Raw genomic sequence first — 15,839 nt, forward strand, 5'->3', positions numbered from 1 at the left:
TTATCTCCCCACTCCGGCGAGAGACCCCGACGACGGGGCTGCAGTCGACCCCGCCGACCGCCTCCTTTGGGGGCGGTCCGCGAGAGTGCGAACTAGTCTCGTCCCCAGGCATCGATCGTCGTTCAAGCAGTCAGCATGGAGTTCAGCCGACGTATGAGTTCCCTCCCGACCGACCGGCCCCGCGTCGCCGAGTTCGTCCCTGTCGAACGAACCGACGAGCCGATGATCGAAGCCATCGGCCTCTCGAAGTACTACGGTAACTTCGCCGCCTCCCGCGACGTCACCTTCTCGATCAACAAGGGCGAAGTCGCCGCCTTCCTCGGCCCCAACGGCGCCGGGAAGAGCACCACGATGAAGCTGCTCACCGGCTACCTTGCCCCCTCGGCGGGAACGGCCAAGATCGCCGGCTTCAACATGGGGACCGAGCGGCTCCTCGGCGCCGAGCGACTCGGCTACTTGCCTGAAAATGGCCCGCTCTATCCTGACATGTCGCCGCGCAGCCTGCTGACATTCTTCGGCAACGCCCGCGGCATGGCCGGCATGGAGCTCCGCAAGCGCATCGAAGAGGTCGTCAGCCGCTGCCATCTCGAAGCGGTCATCGGCAAGCCGATTGGCAAGCTCTCCAAAGGCTATCGCCAGCGCGTCGGCATGGCCCAAGCCCTGCTCCACAACCCCGACGTGCTGATTCTCGACGAACCGACGGCCGGCCTCGATCCGAATCAGATCCGCGAGGTCCGCAAGCTCATCCGCGAGCTCGGCGAAACGAAAACGATTCTCCTCTCGACCCACATCCTGCAAGAGGTCGAAGCGATGTGTAACCGCGTCCTCTTCATCAACGAAGGGCGCCTCGTGTTCGACGGTACGCCGCAGGAATTGGCCGCCGATCAGGCCGACTTCGACGACCGCTTCCACGAACTTTCGCGCGGCGCACGACGCACTTAATGAATAAATGCTTTCAACACAGAGAACACAGAGGACACAGAGAATTTGAAGAGATGCCCGACGAGACGACTTCAGTCTAATCGCATTTCTCCGTGCTCTCTGTGCTCTCTGTGGTTAAATCCTAAAGCGGTTAATCCTAAAACCGATAAAAAACCATGAAGTGGAACGTTCTCTCCGCGATCTTCAAGCGCGATTTCATCAGCTACTTCTCGAATCCGACCGGATACGTCTTCATCTGCGTGTTCGTCGTCCTCAGCGCGCTCGCCACCTTCTGGCCGCCCGAGTTCTTCGCGAATAACCTGGCGAACCTCGACCAATTGAGCCGTTGGCTGCCGTTCATCATGCTGGTCTTCATCCCGGCCATCACGATGAGCGCCTGGGCCGAGGAACGCCGCCAAGGGACCGACGAATTGCTGCTCACCCTTCCCGCGAGCGACTTCGACGTCGTTCTCGGCAAGTACCTGGCCGGCGTGGCGATCTTCACCGTCTCGCTCCTCTTCTCCGGCCTGTCGATCTTCACGGTCTTCAACTACGGGCTCGGCAATCCCGACCCCGGTCTGTTCGTCAGCACATTCGTCGGCTACTGGTTCATGGGGATCGCGATGATCGCCATCGGCATGGTCGCCTCGTTCCTCACGTCGAACCTCACCGTGGGCTTCATCCTTGGCATGATCTTCAACATGCCGCTCGCGCTGTTCGGCGTCGCCGATTGGTTCGTCAAAGACCCCGCCTGGGCCGACACAATCCGCCGCTGGAGCGCCGTCTATCAGTTGGGCGACTTCAAACGCGGCGTTCTCAGCCTCGGCGGCATGACTTACTTCCTCGCCATCGCGGCGGTGATGATCTACGTCAGCATGATCCTCATCGGCCGCCGCCACTGGCAGTCGCGCGACGACGGCAAGTACATGCTCGCCCACTACGCCGCTCGCGGCCTAGCGCTATTGGCCCTCACCGTCGGCCTCACCGTCATCATCCAGGACCGCAACGCCCTCCGCGCCGACGTCAGCACCGAGAAGCTCAGCACTCTCTCGCCCGATACCCGCGAGCTCCTGGCCGATCTCCGCGACAATAAGGACGTCAAGTCGATCAAGATCGACGCCTACGTCAGCCCCCAGGTCCCCACCGACTACACGGCGGTGAAGCTCAACCTCACCAACACCCTCGAAGAATTCAAAGCCCTCGGCGGCGGCAAAATCGACGTCGCCCTCCACGAGATCCAAAACTTCGGCCCTGAGGCTGAACTCGCCGAAAAAAACTTCGGCATTACCCCCCAAGAGCAAATCGTTACCGACGGCGGCGAGCAAAAAGTCGAAGAGTTCTTCATGGGCATCGCCGTCACCTCGGGCCTCGACAAGGTCGTCACCCCCTTCGTCAACAAGGGCATCCCGATCGAGTACGAGCTCATCCGCTCGATCATGACCGTGGCCGACAAGCAGCGTCCCAAGGTCGGCATCGTCAACACCGGCATCAACATCATGAACCCCGACGGTTCGCAGCGGGGCGAATGGCCGCTGATCACCGAGCTGCGCAAGCAATACGACGTCGTCAGCGTCGACGCCTCGCAGCCAATTCGCGGCAACTACGACGTCCTCCTCGCCGTGCAGCCCTCGATGCTCAGCCCCGACGCGTTCGCTCACTTCGTCGACGCCGTCCGCTCCGGCATTCCAACCGCCGTACTCGAAGATCCCCTCCCCTACTTCTACCCCGCCTCGATGCCCGGCACCGGCGAGCCGAAGCAATCGATGATGGGGGGCATGGGCGGCATGTTCGGCGGCGGCCAGACGGAACCGAAGGGCGACGTCGACGAGCTCTGGCGCCTCCTCGGCATTCGCGTCAACCCGATGGAAGTCATTTGGCAAGACTACGCCCCCGAGGCGAGCGTCCGCTCGATGCAAGATCCGCAGTGGGTTTTCATCGACGAGAACAACGGCAACAAGAAAGCCTTCAACGCGGATCTCGACGTTTCCTCAGGCCTCAACCAGTTGCTGGTCCTCTATCCCGGCTCGATCTCCCGCGTTGACGACTCCAAGCTAAAGTTCGAGCAAATCATCGCCACCGGCGTCGGCAATTCCGGCACGGCGCCCGCGCGACTCTTGCAGCGGTTCGATCCGCAGCGCCCCAATCCCAATCGCGAGTCCGTCCCCCGCATGCGCACCAAAGACGGCTATGTGTTGGCCGCTCACATCACCGGCCCGCCGCCGGAAGAAGACGCCGCGCTCGCCGCTCCGGCCAAGGAAGGGGTCGATCCCGCCGATGCGCCTGAAAACGCCGAGGAAAGCATCAAGGCCAAGAAGGCCAAGACCCGCGACATGAACGTCATCGTCGTCACCGACATCGATTGGATCATCCCCAGCTTCTTCTTCATCCGCGAGGGCGGCGAAGAGGCGTTCCTGCCGGCGACGCAGAACGTCACCTTCATCCTCAACATCGTCGACAAACTCGCCGGCGTCGACCGTTTCATGGACATCCGCAAGCGTACCCGCATCCATCGCACCCTTGCCAAGATCGACGAAGCCACCGCCGCCAGCCGCGACGAGGCGAGCAAGAAGCAAGACGAGTTCATCGCCGACATCAACAAAAAAGAGGAAGCGGCCCGCAAGGCGATGGCTGAAAAGATCGATCAGGTCGAAAGCCGCACCGACATCAGCACGATGGAAAAGGACGTCCTTCTCGAGCAAGTCCGCATGCGCGAGCAGAACAAGCTCGACGCCGAAGTCCGCGCCCTCGCCGCGCAGCGGCGCCGGCAAATCAAGGAGAATGACTACAAGCTCGATCAAGACATCCGCTCGGTCCAAGACCGCTACAAACTCTACGCGATCCTGATTCCCCCAATTCCGCCGCTATTGCTAGCGCTCGCCGTCTTCTTCCGCCGACGCGAACTCGAACGCCAAGGCGTCTCCCGCGAACGACTGAAGTAACGCCTCGACTCCTGACTCCTGACTCCTGACTCCTGACTCCTGACCGGGGCTTCCGATGTCCGAATCCGCCAAGACCATCACGTTCGTCACCCTCGGCGTCATCGCCGTGGCCGCCGCTTATTTCATCGATCGGCCGACGCAGGCGGTCAACGTCAGCTCGCTCGTCGGCACGACGCTGAACACGCAGTTCGAGGTCGACACTCCCAAGCGGCTGCGGATCATCAAGTTCGACCGGCCGACGGCCGAGACGAAGCAGTTCGAGGTCGCGTCCGTCGACGGCGTTTGGCGCATTCCCTCAAAGCAAGACTATCCGGCCGACGCCACCCAGCAGATGGCGGCCGCCGCCAACGCCCTGATCGACCGCAAAGTGCTGCGCGTCGCCGGCGAGACCGCGCAGTCGCACGAAGAATTCGGCGTCATCGACCCCCAATCCGCCAAACTCGACTCCAATAGCGAGGGGGTCGGCACCCGCGTCGTCATGAGCGACGCCGACGACAAGACTCTCGTCGACATGATCATCGGCAAAAAAGTGAAGGACGCCGAAGGGCAGCGTTACGTCCGCAACAGCAATCAAGACGTCGTCTACATCGTCGAGCTCGATCCCGAGCCGCTGTCGACCAACTTCGACGACTGGATTGAAGACGACCTGCTGAAGCTCAGCCCCTTCGATTTGACGCGAGTCTTCATCAACGACTACTCGGCCGACCTCAGCTTCGGCATGACGCAGGATGGCCGCATCGTCCCGCAAGTGAGCTGGGACCGCCGCAGCGAGATCACGGTCGACTACGACAGCAAAGACGCGAAATGGACGCTCGGCGACTTGAAGACGTTCGACAAGTCGACCAAGCAAATGGTCGAGCAGAAGCTCGCCGATGATGAGGAAATCAATCAAGAGGCGCTCAACGAGCTGCGCAACGGTCTCGATGACCTGTTGATCGTCGACATCGCCCGCAAGCCGACGGGCCTCAGCGACGATCTGAAGGCGGGCGCCGATTTCATGACCAACAAGGAGGCCTTCCAAGACCTGGTGGCCAAGGGCTTCTCGCCCGTCCCGCTCAAACCGGGCGCTCCGCCCGAGATTCTCTCCAGCGAAGGCGAGCTCATTGCCACCCAACGCGACGGCGTCGAGTACGTCCTTCGCTTCGGACAGTTGCAGGTCCAAACCGATAGCGCCGACGGCGAAGCGCCAGCCGATCCCGCGGCCGCCGCCGCCGAAGCTGCCAAGGCCGCGGGCCAAGATGGCAAGGATTTGCGCCGCTACCTGTTCGTGATGGCCCGCTTCAACGAAGACGCGATCCCGAAACCAGCGCTCAAACTCCTGCCCGCCGCGCCGACGGAAGCACCGCCGACGGAACCCGCTGTCGAGGAGCCGGCGACCGAAGAACCAGCCGCCGAAACGCCCGCCGCGGAACAGCCGGCCGCAGCGACCGCCAGCCCCACCGACGCCGGCGGCGATCAGGAGTCGTCGTTGCAAAACAACGAGCCGACCGACGAAACGGAGCCCGCGGCCGAGCCCCCCGCTGAGGAGACGCCCGCCGAGGAGACGCCCGCCGAGACTCCGGCCGACGCGCCAGCTGACGCGGCGCCACCCGCCGCCGAGGCGCCAGCCGACGCGCAGCCCGCTGCGACTGGCACGGAGGCAGCCGCCGACGCCAAGCCCGCGGCGTCCGACGCCGACAAGCTCGCCGCCGAGCGTGCCGCCATCGAGCAAGAAAACCAGCGGCTGCAGGACGAGTACAACGAAACGGTCGAGAAGGGCAAGAAGCGCGTCGCCGAATTGAACGAACGCTTCGGCGACTGGTACTACGTCATCTCCAACGACGTCTACAAGCAGATCCACCTCAGCCGCGACCAGGTCATCAAAAAGAAAGGCGACCCCGCCGAGGGCGCGCCGGCCGACGATGCCAACCCGCTGCAAGGCCTCCCCAACCTCCCCATCGGCGCCCCGCCGACGGAGTGATCGCGTTGATCCAACGTCTTCGCAGCCTAGAGCGCTGGCCCACGGCCCTCCACCTTGGGGCGTAGGCGGGGTTGCGCGGCGTCGCGGGCGCCGGCTGGTGGCCAAAAACAGTTGGTGATATTTTGTGCACTATCTGCTATGGTGCGCCAATTCGCGCCCTCGCTGCGCGCCGAGGTTCTTTGGCAATCCAGTCCCATCACGCCACGCGCTGCGTCACCCTCCCGCTGCGCCCATCCTCCCGGGAGGGCGAGGCTCCCGTCGCCTAGCAGCCGTCAATTGTGTCGCGACAGAAAGCCACGCCGCCCGTCAGTTTTGACGCAAGCCACGAGACGGCCGCCACTTACGGCAACGTCATTCTGTCGCGAAAAATCGCATCCGCGTCGTCGCCGCCATGGCGACAGAATAGTGAGACTTGCTTGAGGGTGATGGCCGTCGGCGGCCCGCAAACGAACCATCCGCATCGACTCGCGACATTTGTCGCCATCCAGTGCGACGCAACTCGCGACACTGCAACGACCTAGAACATCTGTCGCCAGAAACGCGCGACGCGACAAATCGCCCTTGGGCGACACATTGCAGCCCCCGGCTCCGCAACATTATGCAAACGCCATCAGATCGTTTCCTCGTCGCAAGTGGTTTCTAGCGGCCTGGATGCAGAGTTTGGCGTTCACCCAGAGGGTGACGCGCGGCAGTCGCCTCACCCAGTTGGGGAGTGGTCCGAGCCCGCCGCCGAAATTGGTGAGTTGAGCGAAGCGTTGCTCGATGTACGTCCGCTGCTTGAAGAGTGCTTGGCCATCGGCGGTCGTCAGCAGTTCGATCGACTGCAAGCGGCCGATGCTGTGGCGGCGGTGGCCCAGCGCTCGTCCCGCGCGACGCTGCGGAGCGATCAACGTCACGCCCGACCGTGCGGCGATCTCGTGCAGCGGGTTGCTGTCGTAGTTGCCGTCGGCCAGGACGCAGCCTCCGCCGACTTGCGGCAAGAGTCGCCGGGCGACCGTCTGTTCGCTCACGTTGAGCGGCTGGATTTCGCACGCCACGAGCGCATCGATCGTCCAGACGGCGTGCAGCTTGTAGCCGCGGGCCGGGCCGCCGACGCCATGCCCGCGCGTGGCGTCGGGATCCTTGCTGAAGCCTCCTACCGGCAACGGCTTACCGTCGAGGAAGCTCACCTCCGGCGGGTGCGGGCCCTGCCAGCAACGCTTCCTCAACCGCTCGATCAGTTCCACGGCCGCCGCCGTGCGGAGACGACGGCTCGCCGTCGATTGGCTCGGCAGCCGCACCTGCCATGACGACGGCCAATTCTCCGGCCGACACGCCCAACTCACCGGTCGATCGTGGATCACCGCCCAGAGATAGACGCCGACGATCCAACTGACCGAATAGACGTGTCCCGAACGATCGCTGCATAACCGCCGAGTCAAACGGTATAGTACGCTCCAGAGTTCGCGTTCCATGGCTCACCTCCTAGAAACGTGTCAGGTCTCTAGGAACAGCCTGGAACGCGGGCCTTTTTACCGCTAGCGACGCGTGCTAGCTATTGCATTATGTTGTCCGCCGGGGGGTCGCGCACCACGCCCACGCGGTTGGCAGCGTGATCACCGCTACCTACCCCCCGGAGGAGCCGGGGGCTAAAGGGATCGTTGCCAGGCGTTGCCTGTCGCTTAGGAGGACGCCTCCGACCCCAGCTCCCGCAAGAGCTCCAGCGTATAAATTCCCGTATCGTGCCCGTCGCTGAAATCGATCGAGTAGGCATATCGCCCCGACGGGGTCATCGCGGCAATCCGCAGCGGCTGCGTTTCGGCCGGGCTGAGCACCGTCAGCGTCGTCGGAGGGGGCGGCGGAGCCATCCGCCGTTCGCGACAGCTCGCGCAGGGGCATTGCTCGCGCAGCTCGCGCACGCTGTACTCGCGCACTTGTCCGTCGGTCCACACGATCCGCAATCGATCGGGAGCGACTAGTTTCAATTCCGTGGGGGATGCCGTCACTTCGTTTCCTTGTCGAACCGCCGCTGATGAATGGACTGCCGCTCGCGCTGCTACGATCGCTCGTCGATGAACCGCCTCCCCTTCCCTTCGAAGCGGGGCAGCGACGCCGGGGGCGCCAGCTCCACTTCGATCTTGAGCCCCAGCCGCAGCGACATTTCCTCGGCGATCCGCTGCGGCGCTGCCAGTCGATCTTCCACTTCCACCAGCAGTTCGTCCATGGCCCCGCGCTTGCGAGCGGTCATGCGAAACTCAACGACCTCGGGAAAGCTCCGCACGATCTCCTCGACGGCCGACGGGAAGACGTTCACGCCGCGGATGATCATCATCTGATCGGCGCGACCCAGGACGCCCCCTTCCAGCAGCACGAATCGGTTAGCGCCCGTTTCACTCCAGCGCGGACGAACCAAGTCGCCGGTTCGATAACGAATAACCGGCAACCCCGGTCGACCGAGCGACGTCAGCAACAAGTGCGACAGTTCGCCGTCAGCGGCGGGTTGCCCCGTCTCGACCGAAACGAACTCGGCGATGAACTCGCTTTCCAGAATATGAATCCCTCGCCGCGCCGCATCGGCGTAGCCCCACGCCCCGACCTCGCTGGCGCCCGCGTGATCGATGACGCGCGCGTTCCACGCCCGTTCGATGCGCTCGCGGACGGACGCCACCGATCCGCCCGGTTCGCCGGCAACGATGATCCGCGTCACGCTCGACTTCGCCAGATCGAACCCGCACTCGCCCGCGACTTCGATGAGATGCTGCGCGTAGGTCGGCGTGCACAACAGGATCGTCGGCGCCGTCCGCTCGATCAAATCGAGCCGCGCCCGCGAGTTCATCCCGCCTCCTGGAATGACGAGCGCGCCCCGCTCCGCGAGCGCGTCGTGAGCGCTCCAGAAACCAATAAACGGCCCGAACGAAAACGCCAGCAACGCCCGGTCCGCCGGCGTCGTCTCCGCGGCGTCGAGGACGAATTGCCAGCAGTCGATCCACCGCCGCCAGTCGTCGGCCGTATCGTACACCGGCAGCGGCCGGCCGTGCGTGCCCGAGGTTTGATGAAAGCGGACGTAATGATCCAACGACCAGGTTCGATTCGCGGGGACGACGCCGGCCGCGTTCCCCAGCACCAGTTCCTCCTTCGTCGTCGGCGGGAGCTCGGCGAGGCGGTCAAGCGACTGCAGTGGCAGCGCGACTCCCTGCAGCTTGCGGGCATAGAACTCGTTCGCCGGGAGAATCTGAGCCAGCAGCTGATCGAGTCGCTCCACTTGCCGCTGCTCGAGCGCGGCCCGATTAAGCGACTCCAGCCGTCGTCGTTCCTCGAACGTCAATGTCATGCCATGATCTGCGATGATCGCCTACTGAGGATGTGCTGCGCTGATCCGTCACTCCGCCGGCAAGCAGGCGAGCGCCGACTCGGTTCGCAACAGCATCTTACCCTGGTGGATCGCCGGCGTCGCATGCGATCCTTCCCCGAGTTGACTCCGACCGAGAAGCTCGAACTTGTCAGCCGCCGCGACGCAAACGACCTCCCCGTCCGCTGCCACGCAGTAAATCTTGCCGCCCGCCGCGACCGGCGAGCCGTAGTAGTTGCCGCCGATCCGCTTGCTCCAGATCTCCGCACCTTCGGCCGCGTTGTAGCAGGCGACCACGCCGCGATCGCTCCAGACGAACAGTCGATTTCCCACGGCGACGGGCGTCGGCACCTGGCCAACGCTCTTTTTCAGCTCGAACGCCACCTCTGGCTCGACGCCCTGTTCGCTCGCCGGTCGGACAGCGGTCAGCTGCTTGCCGTTTCCTCCCTCGCCGCTGCCGCTCAGCACCATTCCCGCGGCGATGAACGGCGAATTGACGCAACGGGCCAGATAGATCCCCGGGATCTGCCATAGGACGCTCCCGTCGACCGGCGAAAGCCCCGCAATCCCCTCGGCGGAGCTGCTGACGACGATTTGCTGCTGACGATCGTCGTCTTCAAACACGAGCGGGGTCGCGTACGACTCGATCCCGCCCTGCCGCGCTCGCCGCCAGCGCTCGGCGCCGCTCTGGGCGTCGAGGCCCGCCACGAAACTATCGCCCGTGTGATCATTGGCGATCACCAGCAAATCGCCGACGAAAATCGGCGAATTCCCGGAGCCATGCCTGTACTCCGCCGGTCCCAGCTCGCGCTGCCACACAAGTTCGCCGCGGTGATCAACGGCCGCCGCATGGAGCTTGTCGTTGGCCGTCCAAGTGACGTAGACGCGTTCGGCGTCGACCGTCGGCGTGCCAGACGCGTAGCTGTTGGCGGCATGGAGCGAGTGATGCGATCCGTCGAAGGTCTTCGTCCAGCGCGTTTCGCCGCTGTCGACGTCGATCGCCACGAGGGAAAGCGCTCCCGTCTCCGGATCGCCGCAGGTGACAAACGCCAGACCATTCCAGCCGATGGGACTGCCATGTCCCTTCCCGGGCAGCGCGATCTTCCACAAATAATCATCAGCCGTCCAAGCGGACGGGAACGACTCCGCCGCGACGCCTGCGCCATTCGGTCCGCGGAACCGCGTCCAATTCTCTCCCGCGAGCGCGGCGTTCGCGAGGACGAGCGTGCACATCGCCGCCAACGCGCGGCACGAGGGCGTCAACATGGCATTCCTAGCGTTCAATCCCATAGAGCTCGATCTTGCGGTAGAGCGTTGCCCGACCGATCGCGAGCAGCTTCGCCGCGTCGGGAACGTTGCCGTCGCAGCGCCGCAGCGCTTCTAGAATCAACTTCTTTTCCCAGACGTCGATCTGCAGCGAATCGAGTTGATCGCCTCCCGAATCGCGCAGTCCCAGATCGCGAGGCAAGATCTCGTCCTCGTCTGCCAGCACGACCGCGCTGTCGATCACATTGCGCAGCTGGCGAACGTTCCCCGGCCAGCGATACGTCAACAACTTCGCCCGCGCGGCGTCGCTCAGCTTCAACTGCGGTCGTCCGCGCTCGCGCCGGAAGTAAGTGAGGAAGAAGTCGATCAGCAAGCCAATGTCTTCTTCACGATCGCGCAGCGGAGGGATGTACAGTTCGAAAACGCTCAATCGATAGTAAAGATCCTCGCGGAACTTCTTCTCGCGGACGTAAGTCTGCAGGTCCTGATTCGTGGCAGCGATGACGCGCACGTCGACGCGCACCTCCTGCGTGGCGCCAACCGGCAGGAAGGGGTGCCCTTCGAGGATCCGCAGCAGCTTCGCTTGCCCCTCCAGCGGCAACTCGCCGACTTCATCCAGGAAGAGCGTCCCCAGATCGGCCTGCTGAAAGAAGCCTGTGTGGTCGCGATCGGCGCTGGTGAATGCGCCTGCCTTATGCCCGAAGAGCTGGCTCTCCATCAGATCGGCCGGGATCGCGGCGCAGTTGACAGAAATCATCTGCCGGTCAGCCCGATGGCTGCCGCGATGGATGGCCCGCGCCACCAGCTCTTTGCCGGCTCCGCTTTCCCCCCGGACGAGCACGCAACCTGGCGCCCGGCTCACGCGTTCAATCTTTCCCTTGAGCGCCCGCATCGGCTTGCTTTCGCCAATGAGTTCGTCGTAGCCAGGGGACGAGCGCACCAGTTGCTTGTAATCGCTCTGCAGCGAGATATGGGCGCGGGCTCGCACCAAGGCGATCACCACCAGATTGGCCACCGCGATGATGAAGTCGAAGTCCGACTGCCGAAAGCGTCCCGCTTCCAGATAAACGTGAATCGCGCCCACCGTCTGCCGCTCGCCGTCGCGGCTCTTCCGCACGAGCGGCGCGCAGACAGCGTCGGCAAAATGCTCGACCCGCTTCGCCTCGCCGCCGGCCGCTTGATTGGCAACCCACACGGCGTGCCCCTGGCTCAGCACCAATTCGGTAAGGTTCTTGTTGAGCGTTACGCGATCGGCGGCCCCGCTGGGGATCACCAGCTTCGGCTTGAGCTGATCTTCGTCGTCGACCCACAAGAACCCGACTACCGCCGCCTGAGTGCGCACCTTGAGCAGTTCCAACGAGACGCGAATCACCTCATCCGGATCGTCGCAGCCAAGCAAGCGAATCGAAAGCTGATACAGCAGCATCAGTTCCTGCACCTGCTCAGGCGTCGGCAGCGCGGCGAGGACTTCCTCATTGCTCTGGCGCACCGCGATCGGCATGTCTTGCACAATCGTCTGCGTTTGCCCGCCGCCATCCCCCTGCGCCGTCGCCGGTTCGTCGGAGAGCCGGAACTCGAACTCGTTGCTGCCAAGCTTGATCTGATTGCCGTCGCCCAGCATGGCGTCGTTGATCTTCTGACCGTTGACCATCGTGCCGTTGCGGCTGCCCTGGTCGTCGATCACCCATCGCTCCCCGCCTTCGCAGCGGATGATCGCGTGGACCCGCGAGCAGAGCGGATCGGTAAGGGAGATGTGGCAATCGGTGCCCCGGCCCATCAGCGTCTCGCGCGCCGGGTCGAGCGGGAAATTCGTTCCCGAATGCTTGCCGGTAAGAATAGTCAGATAAGCGTACACAGCGCGGCCACGCAGTCCGTGCGGCGGAGAGGGAAAATGCCAGCGTCAATCGTAGCGAACCGGCAAGCCGTTGGAAACGCAGCGGCGCGGGCGGCGGAGGCCAGCGAGTGCGGCGAGACGGGAAATGGGCAGACGAACCCCGCCTTGCCGCCCCCGGTCCTCTCCAGTAAACTCGGTAGCTTCCCAATCGCCCTCCCCGGCGAGCAGGAATCGGGCTGTAGCTCAGCTTGGCTAGAGCGCTGCGTTCGGGACGCAGAGGTCGGAGGTTCAAATCCTCTCAGCCCGACTATCTTCAGAATCAAGCCCTTCGGCGAGCACGTCGAAGGGCTTTCTCCATGCTGGGACGAGAGTTACGTCGACAAGACGAAAGCTAAGAAAGACGACCTCAAGGATCATGCGCTTTGCGCAATCATGGGCCGAAAGCCATTTCACTTTGAGCGTTAGCGAAAGTTCACACGCCGCGAGTTCAATCTCGCCACTCTCCGCCCTACCCCGGTTGCAGACGTCGCGTTCGATCTACGCCTGTGCATTGCGATCACGACGCTCCGTTCCCATAGCGGCGCACCGATCATGATCGATTTTCTTGAGCATTCGCATATTTAGCAGCTGATACTTTTGGCGTCGGAGCGTCCTCAACTGACGATTAAGCTCAGTAATTCGCTCCTTGTTGGCTTACGGATGGCTCCTCGTCTTTCCACGAAGCACGCGGGCGAACCAGTGCCGCAACCTCTCACTTTCGATTCGTAGCGTATCGAATATTCCTGGCATCTCTTTATCTCAAGCCTGTTCCTGCAAACAAGTGCGAGAATGCTCGGGCACGTTGTGGCGACCGCAGCGGCAATAGAGGCGAAGGTTAATCTCCCGCCGCTGTCCTACAGTCGTGGGCCATCGCATGTGCCAAGTCGCACCTAGTGTCGGACATCGCCGCCCTAAGCCCATCAGCGATTTCCTCGTCTCATAAAACATCATAAACACACTTCTGTGCACTCCAGTTGGCCTCGGAAGCCCATGTCGATGTGCGTATTTGTGCATTCAATGCTCAATGTGATTTCATGAATGATGCTGGCAATCACACGATGCACGGCAAGTCGTCACCTCAACATCGTTGATAAGATTTTATTGACTTTGATCTATTTACTTGTATATTGGCCCGCAACTCTTGATACCGTTTAGATGCCGCCCCCATCTTGGACAGTGCAATCGCCGATTAGAGGCGTCGTCACGACTGACTCCGCAAGTCGCGGCGGCACTTGGACACCCCGGCATATCGCATCCAACTTGCGCTCCTTCATTGATTGCGAGATGCAGCTTCCATCTGCTGAATTGGGCGTCTATGATTACGCCCCCTTCGGCCGCGTGACGGCCACCCTCGGCGCCAACGGACTGGCAGATGCAACCGGCGTGGTCACCTCCTTCGCCCACCACGGCAGCCTGCTCGACGCCGCGACCGGCCTGCAACTCAAGGGCGAGCGCTGGTACTCCCCCGACCTCGGCCGCTTCGTCAGCGAGGACCCGATCCAGGACGGCGGCAACTGGTACGCCTTCGCCGGCAACGACCCGGTGAGCTTCGCCGACCCCACCGGCCTCTACCAGCAAGGACACCCCCTCGCCGGCGGCTTCAGCGGCGGACGGCCCGTTAAGTCCACCATCCCCAACGGCAACATCCCGGCCAACGCCCCTTCGCGCCAGTAAAACGCAAAGTCGCCCACGGGCAAACTAGGCTTCAGCTCGAATGCACCTCCGCCCCGGCGGACGAGTTACTTCGCGCTGGACGTTCACAACGCCGCGTTTGCTGTCGCGCATCGTTACGCGGAAAGACGCAAGCTTCTTGGCGGCAGCAAGCCGCCGACGCATCGCACCGCGGGCGCTGGATGGGTGGCGCAATCAAATGCCACCAACTTGGTGATCGAATACACCCCCATGATGTCGGGTTTTAACACCGCTGAATGAAGGGATAGCTTTGGCCAGATAGGAAGTCGGAGCCGAGCATCCCCATCACGTCAGCCGGACCTCACCTCAGGGGCGCCTCGCCAGTTCTGCATAAAAACCTGCACCAGCGGCGCGCGCTCCGCCCATTTGCTAGCAACGCATCCCCTGGCGGAGTCACCCCGCTAAATTTCCTTGGACCGAGCGGACTCGGAACAAAGTTCCGTGCGATAACACGCCAGTCCGTGCCAAATGACGGCCATGCCGTGAATTCCCACGGGTCGCTTGGACCGGCAACAGTGAACGATCACCCGCACCGTTAATCTTTATGGTTTCTCCGGCTGCCATCGCTTCGATAGCCACGTCGACCCTAAGTGCTGACAGGCCAACGACGCTTGAGCCGGCTCCTCGTTCTCAGCTATTCCCTTTGCTGTCGCATGTATCCTATTTCGGTAGACCGCATCGTATTTTAGCGTTGTTTGGCGTGCAGTTGGCGTATGGGGCCGCACACTTGGAGTCGGGTTGCCCCCGACCACCACCCTGCAGGAACAGTCCATGCCCGCCTTGCCGCGCCGCCAGCGCCCCTCCCGCCTTGCCGGTTTTACGCTTGTTGAACTCCTTGTTGTGATCGCCATTATCGGCGTTCTCGTGGCGTTGCTGCTGCCCGCGGTTCAAGCGGCCAGAGAAGCAGGCCGACGCAGTCAGTGCTTGAACAACTTCAAGCAACTCGGCCTCGCCAACCAAATGCACCACGATGCTTTCCGCCACCTACCGGTCGACATCAATCGTTCGCCGTCGCAGCCCAAGCATCGTTCGCAGCTGTACCTCCAGTTGCTGCCATTCATGGAAGGGGCGGCCTTACGCTCGGTCTACAACTTCAATGTGGCAGCCACGAACGATCAGAATCTCGCCCTCCTTTCCCGCACCGAGCCGGCGCTGCTCTGCCCCAGCGACGAATCGCAAATTCATCTCGTCGGCGGCAACGATCACGGTGGCGACCGGAAAGCGAGCTACGGCTTCAACTACGGCTACGGCACCTATGCTCAGCTTGCGAATTCAGCCGCCCGCCGCGGCCCATTCTATGCCAATCCCGGCGTTGCGGCTCCCGGCCTTTCGGCAGAGTTCGCCGAAGCGGAGTTCTATCGCTTCGGCGCCCCCACGAGCGCCAACAAGGACAAAGATAATTCCGGTCAGCAAGTCAACTACAAACGAATCACGGACGGCTTGAGCAATACCTACCTCCAATTAGAAATGCGGCAAATTCCGTCGGACGAAGACAACAACAACGATCGGCGGGCTCGTGTGTGGATATTCACCGCCGGCTCCTACCAGATCACGACGCGCATGGCGCCCAATTCCGCCGCGGCCGACGTCACCGTCTGCTCGGAGAACAACAACCGCTATGCGCCCTGCAAGCGGACCGGCGGCGGCAGCGTTGCCCAGTTCATCCTGGCGTCGCGCGGCGCGCATCCCGGGGGCGTCACCGCGTCGAAGTGCGACGGCTCCGCCGAGTTCGTCAGCAACGACGTCGACCTCGCCGTCTGGCGCGCCCAAAGCACCATCGCCGGCGACGATCCGCCCCTGTACGAGGTCGATCCCGAAGGCAACGGGCAGCAGTAGTCCGCTGCCGCAACAGACCATCTT

General features: G+C 62.9%; 10 protein-coding genes and 1 tRNA gene. 6 read left to right on the plus strand and 5 right to left on the minus strand.

Translation table 11 applies throughout. The annotated features are described in order from the left end of the window. The first annotated feature begins 222 nt into the window (after positions 1 to 222). The 3 genes from I41_RS22230 (at position 223) to I41_RS22240 (ending at position 5,820) form a co-directional block, all read left to right on the plus strand. Positions 223 to 942, plus strand: coding sequence for an ABC transporter ATP-binding protein (locus tag I41_RS22230; protein ID WP_145436461.1), 720 nt, complete (start codon positions 223 to 225; stop codon positions 940 to 942). Between the two features lie 155 nt (positions 943 to 1,097). Further along, on the plus strand, positions 1,098 to 3,860 hold the full coding sequence (locus I41_RS22235) for a Gldg family protein (protein ID WP_145435095.1): 2,763 nt from the start codon (positions 1,098 to 1,100) through the stop codon (positions 3,858 to 3,860). Positions 3,861 to 3,915: 55 nt separating this feature from the next. Continuing rightward, complete coding sequence (locus I41_RS22240) at positions 3,916 to 5,820, plus strand: DUF4340 domain-containing protein (protein WP_145435097.1); 1,905 nt, start codon at positions 3,916 to 3,918, stop codon at positions 5,818 to 5,820. Between the two features lie 596 nt (positions 5,821 to 6,416). Here I41_RS22240 and I41_RS22245 read toward each other — a convergent pair. The 5 genes from I41_RS22245 to I41_RS22265 all read right to left on the minus strand — a co-directional run bounded on the left by I41_RS22245 (position 6,417) and on the right by I41_RS22265 (position 12,269). Beyond that, a complete protein-coding gene (locus I41_RS22245) occupies positions 6,417 to 7,274 on the minus strand; it encodes a transposase (protein WP_145429803.1) in 858 nt (285 codons plus the stop codon). A gap of 207 nt (positions 7,275 to 7,481) precedes the next feature. Next, on the minus strand, positions 7,482 to 7,805 hold the full coding sequence (locus I41_RS22250) for a DUF971 domain-containing protein (RefSeq protein WP_145435099.1): 324 nt from the start codon (positions 7,803 to 7,805) through the stop codon (positions 7,482 to 7,484). Positions 7,806 to 7,855: 50 nt separating this feature from the next. Next, positions 7,856 to 9,130: a phenylacetate--CoA ligase family protein gene (locus I41_RS22255; protein ID WP_145435101.1), complete on the minus strand. Its 1,275-nt coding sequence runs from the start codon at positions 9,128 to 9,130 to the stop codon at positions 7,856 to 7,858. Between the two features lie 48 nt (positions 9,131 to 9,178). Next, entirely contained in the window at positions 9,179 to 10,414 is a 1,236-nt protein-coding gene (locus I41_RS22260) for a PQQ-binding-like beta-propeller repeat protein (protein ID WP_168207086.1), read from the minus strand. 7 nt (positions 10,415 to 10,421) lie between these two features. Next, positions 10,422 to 12,269, minus strand: coding sequence for a sigma 54-interacting transcriptional regulator (locus tag I41_RS22265; RefSeq protein ID WP_145435105.1), 1,848 nt, complete (start codon positions 12,267 to 12,269; stop codon positions 10,422 to 10,424). Positions 12,270 to 12,480: 211 nt separating this feature from the next. Between I41_RS22265 and I41_RS22270 the strand changes: the two genes are divergently transcribed. From I41_RS22270 to I41_RS22280, 3 genes are all read left to right on the plus strand, one after another. Continuing rightward, positions 12,481 to 12,555, plus strand: a tRNA-Pro gene (locus I41_RS22270). Between the two features lie 992 nt (positions 12,556 to 13,547). Next, on the plus strand, positions 13,548 to 13,961 hold the full coding sequence (locus I41_RS22275; RefSeq protein ID WP_168207087.1) for an RHS repeat-associated core domain-containing protein: 414 nt from the start codon (positions 13,548 to 13,550) through the stop codon (positions 13,959 to 13,961). Positions 13,962 to 14,750: 789 nt separating this feature from the next. Beyond that, positions 14,751 to 15,815, plus strand: coding sequence for a DUF1559 family PulG-like putative transporter (locus I41_RS22280; RefSeq protein ID WP_145436462.1), 1,065 nt, complete (start codon positions 14,751 to 14,753; stop codon positions 15,813 to 15,815). The last annotated feature ends 24 nt before the right edge of the window (positions 15,816 to 15,839 follow it).

The organism is Lacipirellula limnantheis, assembly GCF_007746075.1.
GTDB lineage: Bacteria > Planctomycetota > Planctomycetia > Pirellulales > Lacipirellulaceae > Lacipirellula > Lacipirellula limnantheis.

Coding starts and splice junctions, on each gene's coding strand:
- I41_RS22230 (WP_145436461.1), top strand. CDS start 223: ATGATCGAAGCCATCGGCCTCTCGAAGTACTACGGTAACTTCGCCGCC.
- I41_RS22235 (WP_145435095.1), top strand. CDS start 1,098: ATGAAGTGGAACGTTCTCTCCGCGATCTTCAAGCGCGATTTCATCAGC.
- I41_RS22240 (WP_145435097.1), top strand. CDS start 3,916: ATGTCCGAATCCGCCAAGACCATCACGTTCGTCACCCTCGGCGTCATC.
- I41_RS22245 (WP_145429803.1), bottom strand. CDS start 7,274: ATGGAACGCGAACTCTGGAGCGTACTATACCGTTTGACTCGGCGGTTA.
- I41_RS22255 (WP_145435101.1), bottom strand. CDS start 9,130: ATGACATTGACGTTCGAGGAACGACGACGGCTGGAGTCGCTTAATCGG.
- I41_RS22260 (WP_168207086.1), bottom strand. CDS start 10,414: ATGTTGACGCCCTCGTGCCGCGCGTTGGCGGCGATGTGCACGCTCGTC.
- I41_RS22280 (WP_145436462.1), top strand. CDS start 14,751: ATGCCCGCCTTGCCGCGCCGCCAGCGCCCCTCCCGCCTTGCCGGTTTT.